This window comes from Microtetraspora niveoalba, from assembly GCF_001570405.1.
Classification (GTDB): Bacteria; Actinomycetota; Actinomycetes; order Streptosporangiales; family Streptosporangiaceae; genus Microtetraspora; species Microtetraspora niveoalba.
This window is the reverse complement of the sequence record NZ_BBYM01000044.1, coordinates 35,197-60,752: the sequence shown is the minus strand read 5'-3', so window position 1 is coordinate 60,752 and position 25,556 is coordinate 35,197. Positions and strand designations below refer to the sequence as shown.

Sequence of the window (25,556 nt, the reverse complement as noted above, 5' to 3'; positions counted from 1 at the left end):
CCCTGGGGTGCTAGTCGCGCGTGCGCAACGCCTGTGAGAGTGCGCCGACGGTCACGCCCACAATGGCCAGGAGCTGCGCCGGGCTCGCCCCAGCTCTGCTCATGACGGCGAGAGACTGGTTCACGGCGGCCACGTGTTCAGCGAAGGCCGCGGCGTCCTGGTCGGTCAATCGGCCGGCCTTCAGCGCGGCGCGTAGACGCAAGCGCTGGAAGCCCAGCGCCTCCTTCGCGTGCGCCGCGGCGCTCGGGCTCAGCACCGGAATTGCCATGGCCGACTGGGCGACCAGGGCATCCATCCGGCAGTTCGGGATCGGCGATGCGCTCGAGGGTTACGTCGAAGAACGCACGAACAGCTGTAAGAGGCTCCGAGGCTGCAGGCGGCCTCCATCAGCCCATGGGCCGATGACGCCACCGGAGTCGTCGTGTCCGATGCTGGACACTTCATCCCCGATGAGCAGCCCGAAGCCGTCGCTGCCGCTATAGCCGATTTCATCGTCGACGGCGACTGACACCGGTCAAACCTGCCCGACTACGCACCGCCGCCTATGCCGACATCGTGGCCGACTACCCCGCCCGTCCGACGCCACCCACATCAGAACGACCAGTGGCGATAACCCGGACCCCGACGACCCGCTAACGCCACTGACCGTTCGGTTGCTGCTCAAGCCCCGTCTCCCGTCTGAGCCGCGCCGTACGGGGGCTTCTCCGCGTGATCACGCGCCGGTTGGACCTATCGCCCGATTCCCACGTTGTAATACGCTCTGCCCGAAGATCACGTCATCCTTCCTCCGGGAGCATCGCCATGTCGTCGTCCGAGGTCCCCCGTCCGGAGCATCCGCGTCCCCAGTTCGTACGGGAGGAGTGGATGTCGCTCAACGGCGAATGGGAGTTCGAGATCGACCAGGGCGACTCGGGTCTCGAGCGCGGTCTGCGTGACCGGCCGCTGAGCAGCCGGATCACCGTGCCGTTCGCCCCCGAGTCGACGCTGTCGGGGGTCGGGGTCACCGACTTCCTGGAGGCGGTCTGGTATCGCAGGACGGTCGCCGTGCCCGCCTCGTGGGCCGGGCGGCGGGTGCTGCTGCACTTCCAGGCCGTCGACCACGACGCGACCGTGTGGGTGAACGGCACGGAGGTGGCCCGTCACCGCGGCGGCTTCACGCCGTTCACCGCCGACCTGGGCGGAGTCGCGGAGCCGGGGCGGGAGATGACCGTGGTCGTCCGGGCCCGTGACACGCGCCATGCCGTGCAGGCCCGGGGAAAGCAGTCCACCGCGTACGCGAACGGCGGCGTGCACTACACGCGGACCACCGGCATCTGGCAGACGGTGTGGCTGGAGGCGGTGCCGGAGGTCCGGATGCGGCGTCCGCGGATCACCCCCGACGTGGCGGGATCGGCGTTCCACGTCGAGGTGCCGATCATCGCGAACCGGCCCGGCTGGCAGGTCCGCGCGGTGCTCGCCGACGGGCTGCCCGGCGCGGCCGGCGCCGATCGTGAGGTGGCGCGGGCGGAGGTGCGCGCGGACCTGGACCTCGCGCCCCGCCTGGTGCTCCCGGTTCCGGCCGACCGGGTACGCCTGTGGGGGCCGCAGGACCCCCATCTGTACGGCCTGCGGCTGGAGCTGCTGGACGCCGCGGGCGCCGTCGTGGACGCCGTGGACAGCTACGCCGGCCTGCGGTCGGTGTCGATCGACGGGCGGGCGCTGCGCCTGAACGGGCGGCCGGTGTTCCAGCGGCTCGTCCTGGACCAGGGGTACTGGCCCGACGGGCTGATGACCGCGCCGAGCGACGCCGCCCTGGTGGCCGACATCGAGTTGGCCCGCGAGGCGGGGTTCAACGGCGCCCGCCTGCACCAGAAGGTGTTCGAGGAGCGCTACCTCTACCACGCCGACCGGCTCGGCCACCTGGTGTGGGGCGAGTTCGGGGACTGGGGGGCGTCCACCGGCGCGGGCTGGGAGGACAACCAGCAGCCGACCGCGTCGTTCGTCACGCAGTGGCTGGAGGCGGTCGAGCGTGACTACAGCCACCCCTCGATCGTCGGCTGGTGCCCGCTCAACGAGACCCACCAGGTCATCCACGACCGCATCACCACGCTCGACGACGTGACGCGCGCGATGTTCCTGGCCACCAAGGCGGCCGACGCCACGCGGCCGGTCCTGGACGCCTCCGGCTACTCCCACCGGGTGGCCGAGACCGACGTGTACGACTCGCACCTGTACGAGCAGGACCCGAAGCTGTTCGCCGAGCAGCTCTCGGGCCTGGCGGACGGCCGGCCGTACACGAACGTCTTCGGCGCGGGGGTGGCGATGTCGCTGCCGTATCGCGGTCAGCCGTACTTCTGCAGCGAGTTCGGCGGGATCTGGTGGGACCCGGACGCGGCGGCCTCGGCCGGGGGCGACGACGACGCCGTCTCCTGGGGGTACGGCGCCCGCCCGGCGAGCGAGGAGGAACTGCAGGAGCGGTTCGCGGGGCTGGTGGGAACGCTGCTCGACAACCCGGAGATGTTCGGTTACTGCTACACGCAGCTCACCGACACCTTCCAGGAGCGCAACGGCGTCTACCGGTTCGACCGCTCGCGCAAGCTGGATGTGGCCCGGCTCCGGCGGGCCCAGTCCCGCCCGGCGGCGTACGAGCGGGACTGAGAGCGGGACCGGGAGCGGGAAGGCGGGTCAGGCGATCCAGGGCGGAACGCCGTGCACGGTGCCGTCGGCGAGCAGGGCCTTCGCGCCGGCGGCGGCGGTCACCACGGCGGAGTAGCCCTCGGGCCCGGCGGTGACGCGGCGCATGGTCGACGGCGGCATGACGACCGTGTCGCCCGGGGCGATCTGGAAGGTCTCCTCGCCCAGCTCCACCGTGGCGGCGCCGGCCGTGAAGGCCCACACCTGCTCGGTGTCGAAGTCGTGCAGCGGGCCGGCCACCCCGGGCTTGACGTCCACACGCCACAGCGCGGCGGCCGTGCCGCCCTGGGTGGGCGAGGCGAAGGTGGTCATGACACCGCCGGGGGTCTCGGACCGGCGGGCCTGGTCGGCGCGGATGACAGGCATGGAGGGCGTCTCCTAAACTAGGCAACTACGTTGTCTAAATGGTGAACCAGGTTGTCTATCGTGTCAAACGACCCTCCCGGCTTCGAGCTGCCGCTGCGGCTCTTCCTGGGATTTCGCACCCTCATCGACGCGCTGCACGCCGAGCTCGCCCGGCAGGGGCACCCCGACATGCGGCCCATGCACGGGTTCGTCATGCAGGCGGTCGGCGTGGACGGCACCACCGCCGTCGAGCTCGGCCGGACCCTCGGGGTCTCCAAACAGGCGGCGGGCAAGACGATCGAGACGCTGGAGCGCCTCGGCTACGTCGAGCGTGCCCGCGACCCCCGCGACACGCGCCGCAAGATCGTACGGCTGACGCCCCACGGCCTGGACGCCCTGGCCAGGTCGGCGCGGATCTTCGACGAGCTGCGGGCGGGCTGGGCCGCGACGCTGGGAGAGGAGCGCCTGCGCGCCCTGGAGGCCGACCTGCGCCTGGTCACGCCGCACGAGGTCTTCCGGCTCGACGTGCCCGGGTGGTTCGGCTGACAGGTGACGCGGATCACGCGAGCGGCGCCGGGGAAACCGTCACATCCCGCGCCGCTCGCCCGTCCAGTCCCCGTAACCGAGAGCCGAAGGAGCCACGAATGCGTGTTCTCGTCGCGGGAGCCACCGGGGTGATCGGGCGCCGGCTGGTGTCGCTGCTCACCGCCACCGGCCACGAGGTCGTCGCCCTGTCGCGTACGGCGCCGCCCGTCACGGGCGCGGCGGGCGCGGGGGTCACCGTGGTGGCGGCGGACGCCCTCGACCGGGCGGCGCTCGGCGCCGCCGTTCGCGCGGCCGCGCCGGACGCCGTCGTCCACCTGCTCACCGCCATCCCCGCCGACATCGACCCCAGGCGGATGGAGCGGGACTTCGCCCTCACCAACCGGCTGCGCACCGAGGGCACCCGCAACCTCCTCGACGCCGCCCGCGAGGCCGGCGCGACGCGTGTCATCACCCAGGGCCTCGCGTACGCGTACGACCCGGCGGGCGCGGGACCGGGCGACACCGGCCCGGCCGGCGAGGACGCCCCGTTCTGGCGCACCCCGCCCCGGCAGTGGGCGAGCTCCCTGGAAGCGCTCAGGACGCTGGAGCGGCTGACCGGTGAGGCCGGCGGCCTGGTGCTGCGCTTCGGCCACCTCTACGGCCCCGGGACGGCCTTCGCCCGGGACGGCGCGTTCGTCCGCTCGATCCGGGCCCGAGCGATGCCGGTCCTCGGCGGGGGCACGGCGACGTTCTCCTTCACTCACACCCACGACGCCGCCACCTCGATCGTTTCGGCGCTGCCGCGGCCGGTCACCGGCGCGCTCAACATCGTCGACGACCACCCGGCGCGGGTCGGCGAGTGGTTGCCCGCCCTCGCCCGGATCCTGCACGCGCCCGAGCCGAGACGGCTGCCCGCCGCGCTGGCCCGGCCGGTCGTGGGCTCCTGGGGCGTCGCCTTCCTCACCCGGCTGCGCGGCGCCGACAACGCCCGGGCCAGGCTGGAGCTGAACTGGCGGCCGCGCCACCTGTCCTGGCGGGACGGGTTCACGGAGGAACTGGGGGTCAGGTGAGCGGGAAGTCCGGGATGTCTGGGAAGTTCGAGGAGTCCGGGAAGCTCGAGGAGTTCGAGGAGTTCGAGGAGTTCGAGGAGCACCGTCCGCTGCTGCTCGGGCTGGCGTACCGGATGCTCGGCAGCATGTGGGACGCCGAGGACGTGGTCCAGGAGGCGTACCTGCGCTGGACGCGCGCCGACCGGGCCTCGGTGCGGGAGGTCCGGCCGTTCCTGGCCACGATCGTCTCGCGCCTCGCGCTGGACCACCTGCGGTCCGCCCGGGTCGCGCGCGAGGCGTACCCGGGGCCATGGCTGCCCGAGCCGGTGGCGGACGAGGCGGCCGGTCCGCTGAACACCGCCGAACTCCGCGACACCCTCTCCTACGCCACGATGCACCTGATGGAACGGCTCAGCCCGCCCGAGCGCGCGGTGCTCGTGCTGCGCGAGGCGTTCGCGATGCCGTACGAGCAGATCGCCGAGGTGGTCGGGGCCTCCGCGGCCGGCTGCCGGCAGATGCACCACCGGGCGGGACAACACCTGGCGAGCACCCGTGCCCGGCCGCGCCCGTCGCGCGAGGAGCACGCCCGGCTGCTCACGCGGTTCCTCGACGCGGCCGCCGGCGGTGACCTGCGGGCGCTGACCGACCTGCTGAGCGCGGACGTCGTGGCCTGGAACGACGGCGGTGGCAAGGCCCGCGCCGCGCTGCGCCCCATCCTCGGGCGCGACCGGGTGATCGCCTTCGTGCTCGGACTGACCCGCAAGTACGAGATCACCGGGCTGCGGATGGTGAAGGTGAACGGCGAGCCGGCAGTGCGGCTGTCGACGGGCAGCGGGGACCAGATCGTGACCGCACACGTGCGCGACGGTCGGATCCACGCGCTCTTCGCCGTCCTCAACCCCGACAAGCTGCGGTACGCCCCCTGACCGCTGCGGCTGTGAGGGGCGGCGCGAATCGTGGTGCGGCGATTCGAGGTCGTGTCTCAGGGGCTGCGGGTGGCTGTTCTGGTGTGCCGGGTTCTCGCCGTTGGGCGGTGAACGCTGCGCTGTGGCTGGGGCGTTCCGGCCGCCGCTCCGGCCGCTGTGGGGCTGTATCCGGTTCTCGTCGCTTCATGGTGACCGCTGCGCTGCGGCGGGCGGCTGCTCCGGCGCGCCGTGATAGTTGCGCTCTGGCGATTCCCCGCTTCGCGGTCTCGGGCGCGGTGGTACAGGGCACGGTCCTACGCGCGCCGGAGGCCCCACCCGCCTCCGCTCCGCTCCCCGCCCAGCCCTTTCCCATACAGGCTCGTTTCCGGTGTCGCCGGTCTTCTCCCAGGTCGTCGTCGACCTGCGGGAGCCTGCGATTCTGTACGCGGGCCGGGAGCAGATCGGCGGCGAGACCGACGACCTGCTCGCCGAGCACCTTGTGCTGACCGATGCGGCCCCTCGCCGACGGGCCGAGACCGATCAGCGCGCGAGATCAAGACCCTGCGAGGGTGGTCTCCGGGGTGCCGGTGTAGGAGATGCGCCGGTACCACTCGTTCGCCAGCATCTGGGCGCGGGCCTGCTCCGGGAGTCCGGTGAGCAAGGTCATCGACGCGCCACGCCCGACCTCGGACTTGTGCGCGTGCATGGCCGCCCACTTGCGCTCGGCCCACTGCCCGACATCGAGGTGTGTGGTGACCTGCTCATCGGGGACGCCTGGCAACTCCTGGCCCGGTTCGGGAGGCGTTCCGAACACCGCCTGCCAGTGTGACGCCACGACGGAGCGAGGGATGGTCGCCAGGTAGAGGGCGCGGGGGCGCCAGGGATCGCCCGCGTCCCGGTAGAGCTGGTCGTATCCGGCCGCTTCGACCGCGGCCATGGTGACCCGGTGGACGTGCACGTGATCCTGATGTCCGTACGAGCCGTAGCCGTCGTACGTGAGCACGACATCGGGCCTGAAATCCCTGATGTGCTCGACGACTCGCTTCACCGCCTCGTCGAGCGGCACGTCCAGGAAGCGCCGGCTGCCGGGGGCGGATTCGGGCTTGCGGGCGTCGGCGTAGCCGAGCAGCCTCGGCTTGCCCGCGCCGAGGATGTCAAGGGAGTGCTCCAGTTCCCCCGCGCGTTGGGTTCCCTCCGCCCACGTACACGTGACGACGGCGGTTCTGGCGCCCTGGTCGGCGTACTTGGCCAGGGTCCCGCCGGTCCAGATCGCCTCGTCATCTGGGTGCGCATGCACGCACAGAACGCCAAATTCCATGCGAATACCTCCTAGGTGATCAACGGCCGCTCATCGTAGCGTTCGGGCGCCGAGAGCCAGGCGATTTCAGACGTTGTCGCTCCTGGAGGGCGTGAGCGCCGAGGGCAACCGCTCACCGGCCCCCTCGGGTTCCCCGGCTTCTTCCGGGTGTTCTCCCGGAGCGGTCCGATGACGGTGGACAGCGGGACGACCAGGGGAGCCAGATCTCCAGGCCGGGGAACAGCCGACGCTGCCGGTGGTGTCGACCCGGTCGAGGCGCTCCCGGATGCGGGCCGCCGTCCGCTCGACGGCGAAGGTGACCATCTGGTCCTTCGTCCTGAAGTAGTGCTGGACGGTGCCGATGGAGACGCCGGCCTCCGCCGCGACCTCCCGGACGCTGACGGCAGTCGAGGCCGTCGCAGGCGACGATGCGGAATACGGCTTCCGTCAGCTCCCGGCGGCGTTCTTCGTGATCAACGGCTCGCGGCATTGGGATATGTCATCGTACGCTCGTAAATATTACGTTCGCAGGAAACGCGAGGCCCCCCATGAAATCGCGGAAGCTCACGCGACGTGTGGCGCTCGGCACGGCGATCGCGGCGGCGGTCCCCGCCGTGCCCGTGGCGGCGCTGATCGCGTTGCCCTCCCTCGGCCTGCACATGTGGACCATGGCGTTGTTCGCCCGCGAGTACAGCCTGCTCGGTTCGGCGGCCGCGCTGGCCGCCACGGCGGCGGCCCTCGTCGCACTGCGGCTCGGCGCGCGGCGGGCGGGCGGCGTGATCGCCGCCGTCGCGGCTCTGTGCCTGGTGGTCACGCTCGTCCCCGTGGTGACCGCCCATGGCGACGCCCGCCGCCTCAAGGTGCCGCTCTCCTACGCCGGCTACCTCCAGCGCCCCGCCACCTCGGCCGATCGCGGGCCCGACGCGACCGTGGCCTACGCCCGCCCCGGCGGGGAGGAGCTGCTGCTGGACGTCTGGCGCCCCCGCTCGCCGGCGGAGGAGGCCGGCCCGGCGGTGGTGCTCATGCACGGCGGGGGTTGGACCCAGGGGCGGCGCGGCAGGACGCCCCGATGGAACGAGTGGCTCACCGAGCGCGGCGCCACGGTCTTCGACATCGACTACCGGCTCGCGCCGCCCGCCACCTGGAACAAGGCCCCGGGCGACGTGCGGTGCGCCGTCGGCTGGGTCCGGCGCAACGCCGCCCGCTACGGCGTCGATCCCGGCCGTGTCGTGCTGATGGGCATGTCCGCCGGCGGGCATCTGGCGCTGCTCGCCGCCTACACCGCGGGCCACGCGGAGGGGGAGAAGGCGTTCCCCCCGAGCTGCGAGGCCGGCGACACCTCGGTCAGCGCCGTCGTGTCGCTGTACGGCCCCTACGACCTGGCCTACTCGTACGACCTGGCGGTCCCGTGGTGGGCGGCCGAGCGGCTCTCGGACGGCGAGGGGCGGGGGATGCTGCACGCCTTCGCCGGCGGTCCTCCCGGCGAGCGGGAGGCCGAGTACCGGACCGCGTCGCCGATCACGTACCTGCGGGCGGACGTTCCGCCGACCCTGTCCGTCCAGGGCGGACACGACCAGATCCAGTACCCTGACGACGCCCGGCGGGCGGCGCGCATGGCGCAGGAGGTGGGAGCGTCACACCGGTACGTCGAGATCGGGTACGCCGACCACGCCTTCGACGTCGCATGGGGAGGGTTCGGCGCCCAGATCGCCCGCGCCGAGATCGACGATTTCCTCCGCGGCACCGTCGGGACCCGCTGACAACGGAATGGCAGCGGCGCACCGCGTGGGTCACGGCTCTCGCGGCCCCGCGATCGAGGTGCCGGCCGCCCTGGCGGCCTCGCACGAGAGGCATTCCGGGGCGGTGGGCCTGGCCTGGATCGCCGGGCTGCCGGGTATGGCCGCGGCGTTCATGGAACGCTGGCGGCTGCGCGTGGACGGGCCGCCGCGTCACGGGGCCGTGGCCCTGGTGGTGCCGGTGGTCCTGGAGGACGGCACGCCGGCGGCGCTCAAGCTCCAGCCGTACGACGAGGAGACCCGGGGCGAGCCGGTGGCGCTGCGGGCCTGGGGCGGGGACGGAGCGGTCCGGTTGCTGCGCGACGCCGCGGGGGCGGGGGCGATGTTGCTGGAACGGCTGGACGCCTCGCGCTCGCTGTCGGCGGTCCGGGACGACCTGGCCGCGCTCCGGATCCTGTCCGAGCTGCTGGTCCGGCTGGCCGCCCGGCCCGCGCCGGCGGGGGTGCGCCGCCTGGCCGACGTCGCCGACGCCATGCTCGACCGGGTCCCGTCGGCCCGCGAGCGGCTGGACGATCCCCGCGACCGCCGCCTGCTCGACACCTGCGCGGGCGCGGTACGCGATTTGGTGGGGGAGTCCGGGGACCGGCTGCTGCACTGGGACCTGCACTACGACAACGTCCTGGCCGCGCGCCCGTCGTCAGGGCGGCGGGAGCCGTGGGTGGCGATCGATCCCAAGCCGCTCGCCGGCGATCCCGGGTTCGAGCTGCTGCCCGCGCTGTGGAACCGGTGGGACGAGGTCGCCGCGGGGGGCGATGTGGCCCGCGGCGTCCTGCGCCGGTTCGATCTGATGACGGAGGTTCTCGGCCTGGACCGGCGTCGCGCGGCCGGGTGGACGCTGGGCCGGATCCTGCAGAACGTGCTCTGGGACGTCGAGGACGGCGAACGCGCGGTCCGGCGGGAGCAGCGGGCGATCGCCGCCGCCCTGCTCGGCCGCCGGGGCTCGCCGTAAGCCGTTCAGGGCAGGATCTCCAGGCGTACGTCCAGCCCGTCGTAGAGGTGGGGGGTGGTGGTGAGGATCCGCCACCCGCGGCGGGTCGCGTAGACGACGGCGTGCGCGGCCACGAGGACGTCGGGCAGCGGCGAGTCGCCGGAGCCGGACCCGTGGCGGTGCAGGTTGGCGCGGATCGCGGTCGCGACCGGGCCCGCGGCCGCGGCGTCGTCGGGAGAGAGGGAGCCGACCACGACCACCGACATGCGCAGGAAACGCTCCAGCCGGGGAGCGGCGGGGCCGAGGGAGAGGACCTGGACGGCGAGCGGCGGGATGAGCAGCGTGACGCCGTACGCCGAGGACTGCCGCACGACCTCCCTGCCGTACATGCTCTTGCCCTCGATGAGGTGCACGAGGGCGTCGAGGTCGAGGACGTGACCGGAGACGTGGCCGGCCGGGGGGATGGCCTCGCTCACGCCGCGTCGGCCTCGGAGTCGCCGGTGAGCAGGCGGGCCGCGCGGGCGCGCTCGTCGTCGGAGATGCCGTCCTGCCAGCCCTCGCCCCACAGGTCGTCCATGATCGCGAGGTCCTGCTCGACGCGGCGGCGCTGGCGCAGGGCGTCCGCGATGTACGCGGAGGCGTTGCCGGACGCCTGCGCCTCAGCGGCGAGATCGTCGGGCAACGAGATCGTGATCTTCTTGGTCATACCCGAGAGGTTACCGAGTCATACCCCGGCGGTCCATCGGATCGCCGCAATCCATGGGCCGGTGAGCGGTCCCCGTGATCGTGGGATGATCCAACAAAGTTGCTAGACTCGGCAGATGGTGGACGAGACGGCCGACAGCGCCGCCCCCTCACGGCTCATGAACACGCCGAGCTGGCTGATGACGCAGACCGCGACCCATGCCCATCGCATGGTCTCGGAGGGGTTCGCCGCCGCCGAGGCGCGCGCTTACCATTACCGGCTGCTCGCGGCGCTGGAGGAGTTCGGCCCGGCCAGCCAGGCGGCGCTCGGGCGCCGCTGCGGCGTCGACCGCAGCGACATGGTCGCGATGATCAACGAGCTCGCCGACCGCAGGCTGCTCGAACGTGCCCCCGATCCCAGCGACCGGCGCCGGAACATCATCACGATCACCCCGGCGGGGTCGCGGCAGCTCCGGCGGCTCGACGACGTGCTGGCCGAGGTGCAGGAGGAACTGCTCGCACCGCTGGACGCCGGAGAGCGGGGCCAGCTCGCCGGGTTGCTCGCCCGGGTCCTGCGCCACCACCAGCGCGGCCAGTGACCGCCGCCCGCCACCGGGGAGGGAGGCCGGGTCCCCTCATCGCGGACCGGTGACCCCCGCGCGGGCGCGCAGCCAGGCGGCCTCGCGGAGGAGGCGGAGGCCGTTGAGGCCGACGATCACGGTGGAACCCTCGTGCCCGAGGACGCCGAGCGGCAGGGGCAGCGTGCCGGCCAGGTCCCAGACGACCAGGCCGGTGATGAACACCGAGGCGATCACCAGGTTCTGCACGACCAGCCGCCGGGCCCGGCGGGACAGCGCGACCACGGTCGGGATGGTGATCAGCTCGTCGCGGACCACCACGGCGTCGGCCGTCTCCAGGGCGAGGTCGGAACCGGCCCGGCCCATCGCGACGCCCGTGTGGGCCGCGGCGAGGGCGGGCGCGTCGTTGACGCCGTCACCGACGACCAGCACCGCGCGGCCGGCCGCGCGCAATTCGCGGACCACGGCCACCTTGTCCTGCGGAAGAAGCCCGGCCCGTACGTCGGCGATTCCGGTCTCGGCCGCGAGGCGCGCCGCCGCGCGCGGGTTGTCGCCGGTGATCAGGACCGGGGAGTGGCCGGTGAGGGAGGCCAGGGCGGCCACGGTCTCGGCCGCCTCCGCGCGCGGCCGGTCGGCGATGCCGATCACTCCCGCGGGGGTGCCGTCGACCTCGACGAGGACCGCGGTCCGGCCCTCCGTCTCCAGCTCGGCGACCAGGGCGGCGGCGCGCGGCGCCCGGGTCTGGTCGAGCATCCGGACCGGGCTGCCGACCGCGACCTTGCGCCCCCGCACCGTCGCGGCGACCCCGGTGCCCGGTGTGGAGGCGAACTCCTCGGCCACCTCGAGGCCGAGGCCCCGGGCGCGGGCGGCCTCGACGACGGCCCGCGCGAGCGGGTGCTCGCTGGGGTGCTCGGCCGCGGCGGCGAGGGCGAGCAGGGCCGGGTCGTCGAGGCCCGAGCCGGGCAGCGCCCGTACGTCGGTGACGTGCGGGGTGCCTTCGGTCAGGGTGCCGGTCTTGTCGAGCGCGGCGGCGTCGACCTGGCCGAGGCGTTCCATGACGGCGGCGGACTTCACCAGTACGCCGTGCCGTCCGGCGTTGGCGATGGCCGACAGCAGCGGCGGCATGGTGGCCAGGACCACGGCGCACGGCGACGCGACGATCATGAAGGTCATGGCGCGGAGCAGTGAGCCGGTGAGATCGCCGCCCAGGGCCAGCGGCACGGCGAACACGGCGAGCGTGGCGACGACGATGCCGGCGGAGTAGCGCTGCTCGACCTTCTCGATGAAGAGCTGCGTCCCGGCCTTGGTCCGGGACGCCTCCTCGACCATGGCGACGATGCGGGCGATGACCGACTCCGAGGCGTCCCGGTCCACCCGCACCCGCAGGGCGCCGGTGCCGTTGACGGTGCCGGCGAAGACCTCGTCTCCGGCCTCCTTCGCCGCCGGCAGCGGCTCGCCCGTGATGGTGGCCTGGTCCACCTCGCTGGCGCCGGACAACACCCGGCCGTCCGCGCCGACCCGCTCGCCCGGCCGGATGAGGATGACGTCGCCGACCGCGAGAGCGCCGGTGGGGACGGCCTCCTCGCGGCCGTCGGGGTGCAGCCGGGTTGCGGTGGCGGGGGCGAGGTCGAGCAGGCCGCGCACCGAGTCCGCGGTGCGGGCGGTCGCCAGCGCCTCCAGCGCGCCCGAGGTGGCGAAGATGACGATGAGCAGTCCGCCGTCCATCACCTGCCCGATGCAGGCGGCCCCGACCGCCGCGACGATCATCAGCAGGTCCACGTCCAGGGTCTTCTCGCGCAGGGCGCGCAGCCCGGATCTGGCCGGCTCCCAGCCCCCCGCGGCGTAGGCCAGGCCGTAGAGCGGGCCCCAGACCCAGGCGGGGGCGCCGAGCAGGTGCGGGGGCAGCGCGAGCAGGAAGAAGGCCATGGCCGCGGCGGCCCAGCGGGCCTCGGGCAGCGCGAAGACGCGGGTCCGGTGCCCCGGTGCGCCCCGGACGAAGCTCTCTGCGGTCGCGGCGGAAGTCATGGCGGACGGCCCTTTCGTGCGGACGGGGGGATGGAGCCGAACCCACCTTACAGGAACACATGAAGACCTTTTCATCTATCGTCGGTAGACTGTCCGTCATGGGCCACAAGACCGTCTCCACGTCGCGAAACGCCGTCCCCCGGGCCCGCCTGGACGCGGTCGGCGCCTCCAAGGTGGCCGCCACCCTGCAGGCCCTCGCCACCCCGTCCCGCCTGCTGATCCTGGCCCGGCTGCGTGAGGGTCCGCTGCCGGCGACCGAGCTGGCCGCCGCCGTGGGGATGGAGCAGTCCGCCTGCTCCCACCAGCTCCGGTTGTTGCGCAACCTCGGGCTCGTCGTGGGGGAGCGCCGCGGCCGGTCGGTGGTCTACGCCCTGTACGACCACCACGTCGCCGAGCTGCTGGACCAGGCGGTGTACCACGTCGAACACCTCCAGCTCGGCCTCAGCGACGCGTCGGAGGACGTCGAGGATCTCGGCGCCGCCGCGCTTCCGGACGGCTCCGTGGCCGCCGCCCCCTGACGAACGGTCGGACCCCGAACCGGGGGACTAGGTTCCGTCCGGGCGAGGCTCCGTGCGGGCGGGAACCGGGACGCTGTATTCCGTCATGGTCGTGACCTCTCCGTCCTCCACGTCGAAGATCTGGACCCAGTCGCTGGTGACGATGGCGCCATCGTGCTTGAGACGGGCGGTCTCGGAACCCTGGACGATAACCGTCGCGTCGCTCGGCATGACGCGGTGGACAGAGAAGTCCTGTATGTCGGCCTGCCGGTAGATGTCGGCGAAGAAGGACAGGACCTCGCGCCTGCCGCGCCGCGCCTGCCGGCCGGGTGCGGCGCCGCCGATGTAGATCCAGCGGACGTCGTCGGCGAGCACCTGGCCCAGCGCCTCCAGATCACCCGCGCCGAAGGCGCCGTACAGGGCGCGTACGGTGTCCTCAGGAGAAAGGTGGGAAGACACGGTTGTTCCCTTCCTATGGCTCATACGGGGGTGGAGGGGTGTCGAGCGGGTCCGCACCATTGCGTGATGGCGGTGCGGGCGGAGCCGGGGTCGTCACCGGCCCAGGCGGCGTATCCGTCGGGCCGGACCAGGGTCAGCGCGGGGAATGTGGGATCGGCCGTCTCTGCGCTGTCGACGCGGCCGTCCCAGCCGGTGGTGTCGGCTGTGTTCGCGCCAGCGCGCCGTACCAGGAGGAACCGGCCATGATGCAGCGCCTCGTAGAGTCGGCCGGTGGACAGCCGGGCGTCCGGCACCCGGCCACCCTCCCAGTCGTGGGCGTGGCGGGGGTCTCGTGGTGGGTAGGCGATCGACAGGCCGGCCACGCGCCGGCGCAGCGTGTCGCTGATCGCCGGTATGGCCAGCGCTCCCCGCGCGAGGAAAGGACGGACGGCGCGGACGGGCGGCGGCGCGATGCTGATGCGTTGTAACAGGTCCGTGAGGCGTAAGGCGGCGGTGCCCACGGGGTGGCGCTCGGTGTGGTAGGAGTCGAGGAGCCAGGGAGCGGCGTGGCCGTGGATGGCGGCGGCGATCTTCCAGCCCAGGTTCATCGCGTCCTGGATGCCGGTGTTCATGCCGAGGGCGCCGAGCGGGGAGTGGACGTGGGCGGCGTCCCCGGCCAGGAACACTCGCCCTTTGCGGTAGGCGTCGGCCTGACGGCGCTGGTTGCGGAAGCGCGTTGACCATCGCATCTCTCGTACGCCCAGGTCGTGGCCGGCGAGCCGGTTCAGCGACTCGGTCACCTCGTCGATGCCCAGAGGTTCGTCGAGCGGCACGTGCTGACGGCGGCGGTCCCAGATGACCGCCCGGACCCAGCCGTCGCCGAACGGCGGCATCAGCACCACGCCGTCGCGGCCCAGGTAGGTGCGCACGGCCATCGTGTCGGCGTCGGCCAGACGAAGGTCGGCCAGCAGGATGCTGGTGTCATAGGTGGAGCCGGAGAAGCCGACGCCCATGCTCCGCCGGACCCGGCTGTGTGCGCCGTCGCATCCGATCACGTAGTCGGCACGCTCCGTCCGGACGCCGTCGCGGCCTTCGATCGTCACGGTGACGCCCCGGTCGTCGTCCCGCACGTCAATGACCATGCTTCCGCGTTCTACGGGCACGCCCAGGGCCTTGACGTGCTGGGCCAGCAGCGCCTCGGTGCGGGCCTGGGGAACGATCAGCACGAAGGGGAAGCGGCTTTCCGGGTGCCGCATCGGGAGCCGCACCGACGACCAGCCGAAGGTCGGCCGGATCTCGCCGACCTGAATCCCCTGCCCCACCAGGGGGTCCGCGAGTCCGCGCATGTCGAGTTGTTCCAGCGTGCGAGCGTGCACACCGAAGGCGCGAGTGAGGTTGGATTCCTCCGCGCGCTGCTCCAGCACGCGGCAGGAGATCCCGCGTAAGGCCAGCTCGCCGGCGAGCGTGAGTCCCGTGGGGCCGGCGCCCACGACGAGGGCTTGAACGTCGGTCATTCTCCCTGCTCCGTTTCCTTGTCGGTGGGGGTGGGCAGCACCCTGGCGATGAAGAACTCGGCATGGCCCAGCACGAGGTCACGCCCGGTTTGCTGGGTCGCCTCGTCGGCCTCGGCGTGCAGGTACAGCAGCCGGACGAAGGCGGTGGGGGCCAAAAGCTCCCAGGCGAGCTCCTGTGGCGTCCCGCGGTCGCGTGGGATGAGACCAGCGCCGATCCAGAGGGCGATCAGGTCGCTCATCTCGTCCTGAGCGGCCTTGAACGTGGTGATCACCTGGAGGTGGCTGTCGCCGATGGCCCTGACCAGGATGCTGGTCAGGAGCCGGTTTCGCGGCCGTGTCCAGGCGGTCACCATGTTCTGAGCCAGGGCACGCAGGAAGGCGGCGGGGTCGCTGATGGCCAGTTCTGGATTCAGCAGGTCACGCTGGCTTTCGAACAGGCCGACGCCGGCCTGGAACAGCACCTCGTCGAAGATCGCCTGCTTGTTGGCGAAGTGCCGGTAGAGGACGCTCTCGCTCAGTCCGGTGGCCAGTGCGATGGCGCGTACCGACGTACCGGCGTAGCCATGCCGGGCGAACAGATCCATCGCTGCCTCGAGCAAAGCGCCCTTGGTGTCCGTGGCCTCGGATTTCGGTGGGCGCCCCGGCCGTCGCCGGCCTTGTTCGGGTGTCATGCGGTCAAATATATGTGAGCGATCGCTTATTTTCTACCGGCGCAAGAACCCGTGACAGGCATCCTGCTGGGGGTGCTAAGGTACTGATCGTTTGGTGTTGGATTTCCGGATGAGAGGGAGGTGAGGTTTGATGACCGCGGTGAAGACCGCTGCTGTGTGCAGCGCCCGGACATTCCTCACGTCCCGGGCCCCGGTCTGACCCACTTCTTCCCTTCGCCGTAGCCGTCCGGCTTTCGAGGCGAGGGCGGTGTCTGCGTCTCGTCGGGGCCCCTTCCCGCAAGGTGTCTCACGTTGCCAAATCTCTTCACGAATCCTTCCGAGGACGGCCTGTCCCGGTTCGGATGGACGGAAACACTCGACAACTCCTTCACCGAACATCGCGAGGCCGGCCTGGTACCGGCCCGGATCGCACGGGTGGATCGCGGCCTGTGTGACACGGTCACCGAGTCCGGCCCGGTGCGAGCCGCCCTCACGGCCCTGTACTCCCCCGACCCGCTCCTGGCGCCCTGCACCGGCGACTGGGCCGCGCTACGCCCGGGCCCCGAACCGGAACTGGTGGCCCTGCTGCCGCGTCATAGCGCGATCGTGCGCTCGTCGGCCTCCCGCACCTCCCATGGGCAGGTGCTGGCCGCCAACATCGACACCGTCGTCGTCGTGGTCTCACTGGCCGCTCCGCTGGACGCGGCCCGCCTGGAGCGGCTGCTGGCCATCGCCTGGGACAGCGGCGCCAGGCCGCTGATCGTCTTGACCAAGGCGGATCTGACCACCGACCCCGCCGCCGTGCACGCCGAAGCGGGCGCGCTGGCGCCGGGCGTGGACATCCTGGTCACCAGCGCGGCCACCGGTCGGAACATCGATGCGTTGACCGCACTGCTGAGCGGCACCACGGTCCTGCTCGGGCCTTCCGGCGCGGGCAAGTCCAGCCTCGGCAACGCGCTGCTCGGCGACGAGCTTTTGGCCATCGGCGAGGTACGGGCGAAGGACGGCAAGGGCCGCCACACCACCGTCCGCCGAGAGCTGGTCCCCCTTCCCGGTGGCGGTGTGCTCATCGACACGCCCGGCCTGCGCGCGATCAGCCTCTACGACGCCGCCGACGGCCTGGAACAGGTCTTCGCCGAGATCGAACGCCTCGCCCGGGACTGCCGCTTCGGCGACTGCTCCCACGACACCGAACCGGGTTGCGCCGTCCGGGCCGCCATCGAGGCGGGCGAGCTGACCGAGCGCCGCCTGGGCAGCTACCGCAAGCTACAACGCGAGAACGCGTGGGCGGCCTCGCGCACCGATGCCCGGCTGCGCGGTGAACGCGCCAACCGGCAGAAGGCCATCACCAGCCATCTGCGCGCGACCTACAAGTTCAGGGACCGGCAATCATGACCGACCGCATCCCACAGACGACGCAGACCCACCTGTCGGCCGAGTGTGGCCCAGGGACGGACCCCACAGAAACGGACTCGAACACACCCATGACCACCTCCTGGATCACCCGCACCGAGACCGCCGCCGACCTCGCCCAGATCCGCGAGGTCAACCTCGCGGCCTTCCCCACCTCTCACGAGGCCGACCTGGTCGAGGCCCTGCGCGCCGACCAGGAGGCGTGGATTCCCGGCCTGTCCTGGGTCACCGAGGCGCCCGACGGCTCCATCGCCGGATTCGCGCTGCTCACCCGCTGCCACGTCAACGACTCTCCGGCGCTCGCCTTGGGTCCGTGCGCCGTCAGGCCCGAGCACCAGCGGCGCGGCGCCGGTTCCGCCGCCATCCACGCCGCCCTCGACGCCGCCCGGCAGCAGGGCGAGAACATCGTGCTCGTGCTCGGCCACGCCGACTACTACCCGCGTTTCGGCTTCACCCCGGCCTCCGGTCACTCCATCCGGCCGCCCTTCGACGTCGAGGACAAGTACATGATGGCGCTCGTCTTCGACCCCGCCAGGTCCGTGCCGTCCGGCACCATCCGCTACCCGGCGGCGTTTGGCGTCTGACCCAGGCCCTTCACCCCGCGGCGTGACGCTGTCGCAGTGAATACCGGCTCACTTGGTCTGTCCCCGGGTTCGCCTGTTGCAAGAGGGAACGGCGCGGTCATGGCCGGGGGACGCGGGTGAGCCGGACCAGCTCGCTCATCGCGTCGAACGGCAGCGGCCGGGGCAGGCCGTGGCTCATCAGGACGGCGCCGTGATGGACCGCGCCGGTGTCCTCGTCGCGGTAGAGCCCGTCCGGATCGAGCGCTTTGAGCAGGACCGGGGCGGTGGCGCGCCGCAGGGCGGAGGGCTGCCAGACGAAGACCACGGTCTCCGGGCCGCGCGTGTACTGCACCGCGCAGTCACCGAGGCGGTACAGGTCGCCGCCGTGGACGACGGGGCGGATCCGCTTGTACAGCGCCACGAGGTCCGCGGCCTGGGCGAGGTCGTCCTCGCTCCAGGAGCGCAGGTCGCCGCCGAGGCCGAGCGCGCCCGCCATCGCCACGTGGAAGCGGTAGCGGACGGGGGACAGGCGGCCGGTGATCCGGTTCGGGCTGTCGGTGACCCAGGCCCCCATCGTGCAGGCGGGATAGACGTGCGTGTATCCGTGCTGGATGGCGACCCGCTGGAGCGCGTCGGTGTTGTCGGAGGTCCAGATCTGGTCGGTCCGGGCCAGCATCCCCAGGTCGGCGCGTCCCCCGCCCGCGGCGCAGCCCTCGATGAGCAGGTCCGGGTGGTCGGCGCGCAGCCGGTCCATGACGGCGTACACGTTGCGGATGTAGGGGATCCAGACGTCGTCCCCCGCCTCGGTGACGGGGCGGTTCATGTCCCACTTCAGGAAGGAGATGTCGTTCCCGGTCAGCAGCTCGTCCAGCCGGGCGTGCGCCCACTCGGCGACGTCGGATCGGGAGAAGTCGAGCAGGAGCTGGTGGCGAACCTCCGTCCGCGCGCGGTTGGGCTGGCTCAGCACCCACTCCGGGTGCGCGCGGTGCAGGTCGCTGTCCGGGTTGACCGACTCCGGCTCCACCCAGAGGCCGAACCTCATGCCGAGCCCTCTGACGTGGTCGATGAGCGGTGTGAGGCCGTTCGGGAAGCGGCCGGGGTTGGGCCACCAGTCGCCGAGGCCCGCGTGCTCGCTCGTCCGCCCGCCGAACCAGGCGTCGTCCATCACGAACAGCTCGACCCCGGCGCGCGCGGCCCGTTCGGCCAGTTCCATCTGCTGGGTCTCGGAGATGTCGAACTCGGTCGCCTCCCACGAGTTGTAGATCACCGGCCGCGGCCGCTCGGGGGCGGGCAGGACGTGCCGGCGGATGTGGTCGTGCCAGCGGCGGCTCGCGCCTCCGAAGCCGTCGGGGGCGTACACGCCGGTGAAGACGGGTGTTTCCAGCTCCTCGCCCGGGCCGAGCCGCCAGGTCAGCCCCTCGTGTCCGAACCCGCCCGTCCAGCCCGCGCGGCCGTCCTGGTCGCGGTCGAGGGTCATGCGCCAGCTCCCGCTCCAGGCGAGCGCGGCGCTCCAGACGTCGCCGTGGTCCTCGGTGGCGTCGCCCGCGTCGAGCATGAGCCAGGGGTTCACCTGGTGGCCGCTGTGCCCGCGCCTGCTGGTCAGCGTCGTCTCCGCCTCGGGGACGGGGCCGCGCCGGAGCTGGAACTCCCGTCCCCAGTCGCCGACCACGTGGGTCATCCGGTAGTCCTCGCGTGCGGGCACCGTCCAGGCCGCCGAGTCGCAGCGCAGGACGGTGATCGGCTCGGCGCCGGCGTTGCGCAGCCGGGTCCAGCGTTCGATCGCGTCGCTGCCGGGGCGCACCCGGTAGTGCAGCGTGATCTCCAGCGGGTAGTGCCGGTCGGCCATCCGGATGGCGAGGTGCCCGGTGTCGGGGTCGGGACCGGCGGTGTGCTCGTGGCCGAGGTGGCGCCACTCCACTCCGCGTACGGCGTCGCCGTACCTGATCTGGAGGGACGCCGGGCCGAACCGGCCGCCGCCCTCGGACGGGAGCTCCTCGCGGTCGGGCGGCAGTGCGCGCGCCTGCTCGATCGTGAGCCGCGGGCCCCAGTGGGCGTTGCACGGCGCGTCGCCGGGGCCGAGCCGTACGGCGTAGCCGCTCGACGGCGTGGACAGCAGCCACAGCCGCGCCTGCGGGTCGTGGATCATCGCGGTTCTCCTGCGCGTACGGCGGGCGGGTTCGGTGATCGGGGGGCGGTGCGCAGCCAGACGGCGGTGTCCGGCGGGAGCAGGGGGCCGTCGAGCGGCCCGCTGGCGAGCAGCACCCGCTCGTGCGCGGGCAGCGCGGCCGGGGCCGTCCCGAGGTTGGCGACGAGGGCGAAGCCGGGCGCGCGGGCGAACGCGAGCACGTCGGGGCCGAGATCCAGCCAGGCCATGTCGCCGTCGCCGAGCGCGGGGTTGCGGCGGCGCTCGGCCAGCGCGGCCCGATAGAGGGCGAGCGTCGAGCCGGGTTCGGCGCGCTGACGCTCGGCGGTCAGCTCCGCCCAGTCGCCGGGCTGGGGGAGCCAGGTGCGGACCGCCCGGTCGGCGAAGCCGTACGGCGCGGCGTCGCCGGACCAGGGCAGGGGCACCCGGCAGCCGTCGCGGCCGATGAAGGCGCGGCCGGTGCGCTCGTACATCGGGTCCTGGCGGGCGTCGCCGGGGATGGCGAGGTGTTCGGGCAGGCCCAGCTCGTCGCCCTGGTAGATGTAGGCCGCGCCGGGGAGCGCGAGCAGCATGAGCGCGGCGGCGCGGGCGCGGCGGGTGCCCAGGTCACGGTCCACGTCGATGCGGCCGAGCAGCACGTCGGGGGTGGGGGCGCGCACCAGCGCCTGGTCGACGCCGTACCGGGTGACCATGCGCGGCACGTCGTGGTTGCCGAGCACCCACGGGACCGAGCCGCCCGTCTCGGCGGCCAGCCGGTGGGAGTCCTCGATGACCGCGCGGAAGTCCGGTGCGGCCCACGGCGTGGGCATCAGCCGGAAGTTGAAGAGCTGGGCGAGGCCGTCCCCGGCGAGGTAGGGCCGGGCCCGGGCGGCGTCGTCGAACCAGATCTCGGCCACCGTGCCGCGCCGCCCCGGGAACGTCTCGGGAGGGTAGGAGTCGAGGATCTCGCGCCACGACCGGTACAGCTCCAGCAGTTCGGGCTGGTGCTCGTACGGCACGGGCGACCCGTCGGGGACGAGGTAGGCGGTCTCGTGGTCGGCGGGCAGGTCCGGGAGTCCCTCCTGTTTGTACAGCATGGCGGCGACGTCGATGCGGAAGCCGGCGACGCCTCGGTCCAGCCAGAAGCGCAGCACCTTCTCGAACATCTCCACCACGTCGGGGTTGCGCCAGTTCCAGTCGGGCTGGCGGGAGTCGAAGAGGTGCAGGTACCACTGCCCGTCGGGCACCCTGGTCCAGGCGGGGCCGCCGAAGTTGGACCGCCAGTTGTTGGGCCGGTCGCGGAAGACGAACCGGTCGCGTTCCGGGCTGCCCGGCGCCGCCGCGAGGGCCTCCCTGAACCAGGGGTGCTCGGAGGAGCAGTGGTTGGGGACGATGTCGACGATCACCCTGATGCCGCGGTCCGCCGCGTCCGCCACGAGGGCGTCGAAGTCAGCCAGCGTGCCGTAGCGGGGGTCCACGTCGAGGTAGTCGGCGACGTCGTAGCCGCCGTCGGCCATCGGCGAGGGATAGAACGGGCTGAGCCAGACGGCGTCCACGCCGAGGTCGGCCAGGTGGTCCAGCCGCGACCGCACGCCGCGCAGGTCTCCCTCGCCGTCGCCGTCCGCGTCGGCGAAGCTGCGGGGGTACACCTGGTAGACGACGGCGTCGCGCCACCAGGGGTCGGTGTTCCGGTCGGCCACGGCCGCCCCTCCTGTCGTACGGGTGGGCGACACGCTAGAACATGACGAGGGGTCATGTTAAGCCCCGCGATCTACCAGGGGGTCAGCGGGCGCGGTTGACGGCGGCGAGCACCGCCCGCACCGACGCGGTCAGGACGGAGGTGTCCAGTCCCGCCCCCCAGCGGGTGACGGAGCCGATGCGGCACTCCACGTAGGCGACGGCGGGGCTGTCCGGGCCCGGCCCCGTCGCGTGCTCGGCGTACTGGAGGATGTCGACGGCGACGCCGGCGGACGCGAGGGCGCTGGCGAGCGCGGAGAGGGGGCCGTTGCCGGTGCCGCGCAGCTCGCTCTCGCTCCCGCCTCCGACCAGCGTGCCGGTGAACTCGTGCCTGCCCGGCGCGGTCTCGGCCGTGGCCCAGGAGGCGAGCGTCAGCGGGCCGTCCTCGCCGGGGGCGAGATAGGTGGCCTGGAAGAGGTCCCACAGCTCCTTGGCGGTGACCTCGTGGCCGCCGTCGTCGGTCGCGCGCTGCACCGCCGCCGAGAAGTCGATCTGCAGGCGGCGCGGCAGGTCCAGCCCGTGGTGGGTCTGCAGCAGGTACGCGACGCCGCCCTTGCCCGACTGGCTGTTGACGCGGATGACCGCCTGGTAGTCGCGGCCCACGTCGGCCGGGTCGATCGGCAGGTACGGAACGTCCCAGGGGGCGCGCGCCGGGGGCACGTCCAGCTCGGCGGCCCGCCGTCCGTGGTGGGCCAGGCCCTTCTTGATGGCGTCCTGGTGGGTCCCGGAGAAGGCGGTGTAGACCAGGTCCCCGGCGTACGGGTGCCGTTCCGGCACCGGGAGGCGGTTGCAGTGCTCGACGGTCCGCCTGATCTCGTCGATGTCGCCGAAGTCGAGCATCGGGTCCACCCCCTGGGAGTGGAGGTTCAGGGCGAGGGTGACCAGGTCGACGTTGCCGGTGCGCTCGCCGTTGCCGAACAGGCAGCCCTCGACGCGCTGGGCCCCGGCCAGCAGGGCGAGCTCGGCGCAGGCGACGCCGGTGCCCCGGTCGTTGTGCGGATGCACCGACAGGATCACCGACTCGCGCCGGTCCAGGTGGCGGTGCATGTACTCGATCTGGTCGGCGTACACGTTGGGGGTGGCGATCTCGACGGTGGCGGGCAGGTTGTGGATCACCGGGCGGTCGGGGGAGGCGTCCCACAGTGCGGTCAGGCCGTCGCACACCTCCAGGACGTAGTCCGGCTCGGTGAGGTTGAAGACCTCGGGGGAGAACTGGAACCGCACCGGCGGCCCGGGGCGCGCGTCCGCGAGGCGCGCCATCTGCTCGGCGGCCCGGTGGATGAGGGCGCGCAGCTCCGCGCGGTCGTGGCCGAGGACGACGTCGCGCCAGGTGGGGGCGGTCGCGGTGTAGAGGTGCACGACCACACGGGGCAGGCCCTCGACGGAGGCGAAGGTGCGCTCGATCAGGTCCGCGCGGGCGGCGGTGAAGACGACGACGGTCACGTCGCCGGGCACGGCCCCCGGCTCGGCCAGCCGGCGTACGAAGTCGTAGTCGGTGCGGCTGGCCGACGGGTAGCCGACCTCGATCTCCTTGAAGCCCATGGTGACCAGCAGGTCGAACATCCGCCGCTTGCGGGCGGGGTCCATGGGCTCGGCCAGCGCCTGGTTGCCGTCGCGCAGGTCGACCGGCACCCACAGGGGCGCCCGCTCGAGGCGGCGGGACGGCCAGCCGCGGTCGTCTCCCAGCGCGATCCGCACGCGTTCGTGCGCGGGCCGGTAGCGGTGGTACGGCATGGCGCTGGGCCGCTGCGGGTTCCAGGCGGGCGCGCCGGGGGGAACGGGGCCCCCGGGGGTGCGCAGCGTCGGAAACCGGTGGGCGGGGCGCTCCGGGCGGGTGGGGATGGTCATCGCGGCTCTCCTTGCCGGTCATGGGGTCGATCGACCGGCATGAGCGGGCGCCGCGGCGGGGTGCCGGTCGCGTCAGGCCCCGCCGCGGCAGCCGAGAAGGAGACCGTGCCACGTCATGGCGGCTACACTAACCACAACACAGGTCCTCAGACAACCTGAGAGGTGACGTACGGATGCCCCTCGGCACACTGCGCCCCAGCCCGCTCGTGGAGCAGGCCACCGAGCACCTGCGCGAGCAGATCACCGGCGGGCACTGGCCGGTCGGCACCCGGCTCCCGGGGGAGAACGCCCTGGCCAAGACGCTCGGCGTCGGCCGTTCCACGGTCCGCGAGGCGCTGCGCGCCCTGGCCGGGGCCGGTCTCGTACAGGCGCGCCAGGGATCGGGCGTCTTCGTGATCGCCGCCGAGCCCGCGGAGGACTGGCCCGCCCGGCTCCGCCGCGCGGCCGTCACCGACGTGTACGAGGTCCGCATGATGGTCGAGGTGCAGGCCGCCCGCCTGGCCGCGGTCCGGCGCGGCGACGCGGACGTCGCGGCCCTGGCCGACGCGCTGGAGGCGCGCCGTGCTGCCGGGCGGGCGGACGACGCGGCCTTCGTCGACGCCGACATCGCGCTGCACGCCGCCGTCGTCGCCGCGGCGGGCAACCCGGTGCTCGTGGACCTGTTCGCGGAGTTCGTCCCGGCGTTGCGGCAGGGGCTCATCGACCTGGTGGACCTGCTCGGGCTGCGTGAGGAGGACCCCGACCACGGCGACGCGGCGCATGCCGCCCTGGTGGACGCCGTCACGCGCGGCGACGCGGACGCGGCGAGCGCCGTGCTGGAGGCCGAGCTCCGGCAGACCCTGGACCGGCTGCGCGGCGCCTGACCGGCGGCGTCGGCCCCGCCGCCCGGCGTCCCGGGTCAGTCCAGCCGGAGGGTGGCGACCGCCGCGCGGTGGTCGCTGCCGGTGGCCTCCTCGACGCCCGCGCTGGTCGCGGTGAGGCCGCGGTAGAGGATGTGGTCGGGCCGGGTGACCGGGAACGACGACGGCCAGGTGAAGCCGAAGCCGCCGCCGGCCTCCTGCTGGGCGTCGAGGAGCGGGGGCACCAGGCCGGAGCGTTTGCGGTCGGTGGTGGCGGTGTTGAGATCGCCGAGGAGCAGCAGGTGCTTGCTCGGGTCGCGGTCGACGAGGCGGCGGGCGTGGTCGAGGGTGTCGTCGCGCCGGGCCGTCGCGCCGGGCCGCGCCGAGGCCAGGTGCATGACGTAGACGGTCACCTTCCCCTTGGGGGTCGCGACCACGGCCCGCAGCGCCCGGGTCCACGCCAGGCCGATGTCCACCCGGCGCTGCTCCACGATCGGGTGGCGGCTCCACAGGCCGATCGTGCTGATCTGCGCCTTGTGCGGGAAGATCCGGTCGAGCTCCCTGGCGGCGGGCCCGCCCGGGGTCAGCTCCTGCGCCGCGAACAGGTCACGGCCCTTGGCCACGGCGCGTACGGCCCGCCCGGAGCTGTTGTTGACGACGCCGACGTTGAGCGTGGCGACGGACAGGTCGCTCCTGCCTCCGGGCGCGGTGCGCAGCAGGTCGGGGCCGAACATGACGGCCCACACGAGCGCCGGGACCATCGCGGCGGCGATCGCCTTGCCGGAGCGGCTGATCAGCGCGCCGGCCAGCAGGACGGGAACGCCGACGCCGAGCCAGGGCAGCAGGCTCTCCAGCACGGGGGTGAACCCGTTCAGGTCCGGCAGGAGCCGGTGCCCCCCGAGCAGCAGGGCAAGCGCCCCCGCCATCACGATGATCGCCCGCCCCAGCACGCCACTCCTTGTCCGCCTCGCCCGAAAGCTCGGCTGCCCCGAGATGGGCCAGGCTAGCCGGGTTCCGCGGCGAGCGCGGACTCCGTCGTGTCCGCGTCCCGCCTTGAATCCGGAGGCGGCGCGGCGGCCGGCACGAGCGAGGGCGGGTCGCGCGGCCACAGGCGGAAGGGGGCGGCGACA

General features: G+C 72.9%; 24 protein-coding genes and 1 pseudogene. 11 read left to right on the top strand and 14 right to left on the bottom strand.

Annotated features, from left to right (window positions below; translation table 11 throughout):
• Nucleotides 1–10: 10 nt before the first annotated feature.
• Nucleotides 11–295: a hypothetical protein gene (locus AWQ70_RS33110; protein WP_218004746.1), complete on the bottom strand. Its 285-nt coding sequence runs from the start codon at nucleotides 293–295 to the stop codon at nucleotides 11–13.
• A gap of 506 nt (nucleotides 296–801) precedes the next feature.
• On the opposite strand from AWQ70_RS33110, the gene AWQ70_RS33100 reads away from it, so the two are divergent.
• On the top strand, nucleotides 802–2,637 hold the full coding sequence (locus AWQ70_RS33100) for a glycoside hydrolase family 2 protein (RefSeq protein WP_067185276.1): 1,836 nt from the start codon (nucleotides 802–804) through the stop codon (nucleotides 2,635–2,637).
• A 27-nt stretch (nucleotides 2,638–2,664) separates the two neighbouring features.
• Here AWQ70_RS33100 and AWQ70_RS33095 read toward each other — a convergent pair whose 3' ends face one another.
• Nucleotides 2,665–3,039: a cupin domain-containing protein gene (locus AWQ70_RS33095; protein WP_067185273.1), complete on the bottom strand. Its 375-nt coding sequence runs from the start codon at nucleotides 3,037–3,039 to the stop codon at nucleotides 2,665–2,667.
• Nucleotides 3,040–3,099: 60 nt separating this feature from the next.
• Between AWQ70_RS33095 and AWQ70_RS33090 the strand changes: the two genes are divergently transcribed.
• The 3 genes from AWQ70_RS33090 (at nucleotide 3,100) to AWQ70_RS33080 (ending at nucleotide 5,518) form a co-directional block, all read left to right on the top strand.
• Nucleotides 3,100–3,564 (top strand): MarR family winged helix-turn-helix transcriptional regulator, encoded by a 465-nt coding sequence (locus AWQ70_RS33090; RefSeq protein ID WP_067185269.1) that lies wholly within the window; start codon nucleotides 3,100–3,102, stop codon nucleotides 3,562–3,564.
• Between the two features lie 98 nt (nucleotides 3,565–3,662).
• On the top strand, nucleotides 3,663–4,613 hold the full coding sequence (locus tag AWQ70_RS33085) for an NAD-dependent epimerase/dehydratase family protein (RefSeq protein ID WP_067185266.1): 951 nt from the start codon (nucleotides 3,663–3,665) through the stop codon (nucleotides 4,611–4,613).
• 14 nt (nucleotides 4,614–4,627) lie between these two features.
• Entirely contained in the window at nucleotides 4,628–5,518 is an 891-nt protein-coding gene (locus tag AWQ70_RS33080; protein ID WP_067185312.1) for an RNA polymerase sigma-70 factor, read from the top strand.
• A 532-nt stretch (nucleotides 5,519–6,050) separates the two neighbouring features.
• Here the strand turns inward: AWQ70_RS33080 and AWQ70_RS33075 are convergent.
• Nucleotides 6,051–6,815 carry a PIG-L family deacetylase gene (locus AWQ70_RS33075; RefSeq protein WP_067185263.1) on the bottom strand — a complete coding sequence of 255 codons (765 nt, stop codon included), beginning with the start codon at nucleotides 6,813–6,815 and terminating at the stop codon, nucleotides 6,051–6,053.
• Between the two features lie 66 nt (nucleotides 6,816–6,881).
• Nucleotides 6,882–7,160, bottom strand: a pseudogene (locus AWQ70_RS42495) (hypothetical protein); the annotation flags it as partial.
• Nucleotides 7,161–7,342: 182 nt separating this feature from the next.
• On the opposite strand from AWQ70_RS42495, the gene AWQ70_RS33070 reads away from it, so the two are divergent.
• On the top strand, nucleotides 7,343–8,554 hold the full coding sequence (locus AWQ70_RS33070) for an alpha/beta hydrolase (RefSeq protein ID WP_067185260.1): 1,212 nt from the start codon (nucleotides 7,343–7,345) through the stop codon (nucleotides 8,552–8,554).
• A gap of 25 nt (nucleotides 8,555–8,579) precedes the next feature.
• Nucleotides 8,580–9,539 carry an aminoglycoside phosphotransferase family protein gene (locus tag AWQ70_RS33065; RefSeq protein ID WP_245647261.1) on the top strand — a complete coding sequence of 320 codons (960 nt, stop codon included), beginning with the start codon at nucleotides 8,580–8,582 and terminating at the stop codon, nucleotides 9,537–9,539.
• A 5-nt stretch (nucleotides 9,540–9,544) separates the two neighbouring features.
• On the opposite strand, the gene AWQ70_RS33060 is transcribed toward AWQ70_RS33065, so the two are convergent.
• Complete coding sequence (locus tag AWQ70_RS33060) at nucleotides 9,545–9,994, bottom strand: hypothetical protein (RefSeq protein ID WP_067185254.1); 450 nt, start codon at nucleotides 9,992–9,994, stop codon at nucleotides 9,545–9,547.
• Nucleotides 9,991–10,224, bottom strand: a complete 234-nt coding sequence (locus AWQ70_RS33055) for a ribbon-helix-helix domain-containing protein (RefSeq protein ID WP_067185251.1) — start codon at nucleotides 10,222–10,224, stop codon at nucleotides 9,991–9,993. Before AWQ70_RS33055 ends, AWQ70_RS33060 begins: the two co-directional genes overlap by 4 nt.
• Nucleotides 10,225–10,339: 115 nt before the next feature.
• Between AWQ70_RS33055 and AWQ70_RS33050 the strand changes: the two genes are divergently transcribed.
• Nucleotides 10,340–10,801, top strand: coding sequence for a MarR family winged helix-turn-helix transcriptional regulator (locus AWQ70_RS33050; RefSeq protein WP_067185248.1), 462 nt, complete (start codon nucleotides 10,340–10,342; stop codon nucleotides 10,799–10,801).
• A 36-nt stretch (nucleotides 10,802–10,837) separates the two neighbouring features.
• On the opposite strand, the gene AWQ70_RS33045 is transcribed toward AWQ70_RS33050, so the two are convergent.
• Nucleotides 10,838–12,805: a heavy metal translocating P-type ATPase gene (locus AWQ70_RS33045; protein ID WP_067185246.1), complete on the bottom strand. Its 1,968-nt coding sequence runs from the start codon at nucleotides 12,803–12,805 to the stop codon at nucleotides 10,838–10,840.
• 98 nt (nucleotides 12,806–12,903) lie between these two features.
• Here AWQ70_RS33045 and AWQ70_RS33040 point away from each other — a divergent pair, with 98 nt between their 5' ends.
• Nucleotides 12,904–13,323 (top strand): ArsR/SmtB family transcription factor, encoded by a 420-nt coding sequence (locus tag AWQ70_RS33040; protein ID WP_067185243.1) that lies wholly within the window; start codon nucleotides 12,904–12,906, stop codon nucleotides 13,321–13,323.
• Between the two features lie 27 nt (nucleotides 13,324–13,350).
• Here AWQ70_RS33040 and AWQ70_RS33035 read toward each other — a convergent pair whose 3' ends face one another.
• The 3 genes from AWQ70_RS33035 to AWQ70_RS33025 are packed head-to-tail and all read right to left on the bottom strand — an operon-like array spanning nucleotide 13,351 to nucleotide 15,925.
• Nucleotides 13,351–13,761: a nuclear transport factor 2 family protein gene (locus AWQ70_RS33035; protein WP_067185240.1), complete on the bottom strand. Its 411-nt coding sequence runs from the start codon at nucleotides 13,759–13,761 to the stop codon at nucleotides 13,351–13,353.
• Between the two features lie 20 nt (nucleotides 13,762–13,781).
• Nucleotides 13,782–15,254, bottom strand: a complete 1,473-nt coding sequence (locus tag AWQ70_RS33030; RefSeq protein WP_067185236.1) for an FAD-dependent monooxygenase — start codon at nucleotides 15,252–15,254, stop codon at nucleotides 13,782–13,784.
• Complete coding sequence (locus AWQ70_RS33025) at nucleotides 15,251–15,925, bottom strand: TetR/AcrR family transcriptional regulator (RefSeq protein ID WP_084518072.1); 675 nt, start codon at nucleotides 15,923–15,925, stop codon at nucleotides 15,251–15,253. The genes AWQ70_RS33030 and AWQ70_RS33025 overlap by 4 nt, the downstream gene beginning before the upstream one ends.
• Before the next feature lie 291 nt (nucleotides 15,926–16,216).
• Between AWQ70_RS33025 and rsgA the strand changes: the two genes are divergently transcribed.
• Together rsgA and AWQ70_RS33015 are read left to right on the top strand one after the other, a co-directional pair.
• A complete protein-coding gene (gene rsgA, locus AWQ70_RS33020; protein ID WP_067185229.1) occupies nucleotides 16,217–17,299 on the top strand; it encodes a ribosome small subunit-dependent GTPase A in 1,083 nt (360 codons plus the stop codon).
• An 89-nt stretch (nucleotides 17,300–17,388) separates the two neighbouring features.
• A complete protein-coding gene (locus AWQ70_RS33015; RefSeq protein ID WP_067185226.1) occupies nucleotides 17,389–17,901 on the top strand; it encodes a GNAT family N-acetyltransferase in 513 nt (170 codons plus the stop codon).
• Between the two features lie 97 nt (nucleotides 17,902–17,998).
• On the opposite strand, the gene AWQ70_RS33010 is transcribed toward AWQ70_RS33015, so the two are convergent.
• From AWQ70_RS33010 to leuA, 3 genes are all read right to left on the bottom strand, one after another.
• Nucleotides 17,999–20,026: an alpha-galactosidase gene (locus AWQ70_RS33010; protein WP_067185222.1), complete on the bottom strand. Its 2,028-nt coding sequence runs from the start codon at nucleotides 20,024–20,026 to the stop codon at nucleotides 17,999–18,001.
• Nucleotides 20,023–21,702, bottom strand: coding sequence for a glycoside hydrolase family 13 protein (locus AWQ70_RS33005; protein ID WP_067185219.1), 1,680 nt, complete (start codon nucleotides 21,700–21,702; stop codon nucleotides 20,023–20,025). The genes AWQ70_RS33010 and AWQ70_RS33005 overlap by 4 nt, the downstream gene beginning before the upstream one ends.
• 82 nt (nucleotides 21,703–21,784) lie before the next feature.
• Nucleotides 21,785–23,473: a 2-isopropylmalate synthase gene (leuA, locus tag AWQ70_RS33000; RefSeq protein WP_157530768.1), complete on the bottom strand. Its 1,689-nt coding sequence runs from the start codon at nucleotides 23,471–23,473 to the stop codon at nucleotides 21,785–21,787.
• Between the two features lie 287 nt (nucleotides 23,474–23,760).
• Here leuA and AWQ70_RS32995 point away from each other — a divergent pair, with 287 nt between their 5' ends.
• The gene (locus AWQ70_RS32995) at nucleotides 23,761–24,450 is read left to right on the top strand and encodes a FadR/GntR family transcriptional regulator (RefSeq protein ID WP_067185214.1); all 690 of its coding nucleotides are present in this window, start codon (nucleotides 23,761–23,763) and stop codon (nucleotides 24,448–24,450) included.
• Between the two features lie 35 nt (nucleotides 24,451–24,485).
• Here AWQ70_RS32995 and AWQ70_RS32990 read toward each other — a convergent pair whose 3' ends face one another.
• A complete protein-coding gene (locus AWQ70_RS32990; RefSeq protein WP_084518071.1) occupies nucleotides 24,486–25,376 on the bottom strand; it encodes an endonuclease/exonuclease/phosphatase family protein in 891 nt (296 codons plus the stop codon).
• Nucleotides 25,377–25,556: the final 180 nt, after the last annotated feature.

Bases quoted from the DNA above. Each gene is read 5' to 3' on its own strand.
- AWQ70_RS33075 (WP_067185263.1), bottom strand. From the start codon at position 6,815: ATGGAATTTGGCGTTCTGTGCGTGCATGCGCACCCAGATGACGAGGCG.
- AWQ70_RS33110 (WP_218004746.1), bottom strand. From the start codon at position 295: ATGGATGCCCTGGTCGCCCAGTCGGCCATGGCAATTCCGGTGCTGAGC.
- AWQ70_RS33010 (WP_067185222.1), bottom strand. From the start codon at position 20,026: ATGATCCACGACCCGCAGGCGCGGCTGTGGCTGCTGTCCACGCCGTCG.
- AWQ70_RS33100 (WP_067185276.1), top strand. From the start codon at position 802: ATGTCGTCGTCCGAGGTCCCCCGTCCGGAGCATCCGCGTCCCCAGTTC.
- AWQ70_RS33040 (WP_067185243.1), top strand. From the start codon at position 12,904: ATGGGCCACAAGACCGTCTCCACGTCGCGAAACGCCGTCCCCCGGGCC.
- AWQ70_RS33025 (WP_084518072.1), bottom strand. From the start codon at position 15,925: ATGACACCCGAACAAGGCCGGCGACGGCCGGGGCGCCCACCGAAATCC.
- AWQ70_RS33055 (WP_067185251.1), bottom strand. From the start codon at position 10,224: ATGACCAAGAAGATCACGATCTCGTTGCCCGACGATCTCGCCGCTGAG.
- AWQ70_RS33030 (WP_067185236.1), bottom strand. From the start codon at position 15,254: ATGACCGACGTTCAAGCCCTCGTCGTGGGCGCCGGCCCCACGGGACTC.
- AWQ70_RS33085 (WP_067185266.1), top strand. From the start codon at position 3,663: ATGCGTGTTCTCGTCGCGGGAGCCACCGGGGTGATCGGGCGCCGGCTG.
- AWQ70_RS33070 (WP_067185260.1), top strand. From the start codon at position 7,343: ATGAAATCGCGGAAGCTCACGCGACGTGTGGCGCTCGGCACGGCGATC.
- AWQ70_RS32995 (WP_067185214.1), top strand. From the start codon at position 23,761: ATGCCCCTCGGCACACTGCGCCCCAGCCCGCTCGTGGAGCAGGCCACC.
- AWQ70_RS33095 (WP_067185273.1), bottom strand. From the start codon at position 3,039: ATGCCTGTCATCCGCGCCGACCAGGCCCGCCGGTCCGAGACCCCCGGC.
- AWQ70_RS33050 (WP_067185248.1), top strand. From the start codon at position 10,340: ATGGTGGACGAGACGGCCGACAGCGCCGCCCCCTCACGGCTCATGAAC.
- leuA (WP_157530768.1), bottom strand. From the start codon at position 23,473: ATGCCGTACCACCGCTACCGGCCCGCGCACGAACGCGTGCGGATCGCG.
- AWQ70_RS33080 (WP_067185312.1), top strand. From the start codon at position 4,628: ATGTCTGGGAAGTTCGAGGAGTCCGGGAAGCTCGAGGAGTTCGAGGAG.
- AWQ70_RS33045 (WP_067185246.1), bottom strand. From the start codon at position 12,805: ATGACTTCCGCCGCGACCGCAGAGAGCTTCGTCCGGGGCGCACCGGGG.
- AWQ70_RS33015 (WP_067185226.1), top strand. From the start codon at position 17,389: ATGACCACCTCCTGGATCACCCGCACCGAGACCGCCGCCGACCTCGCC.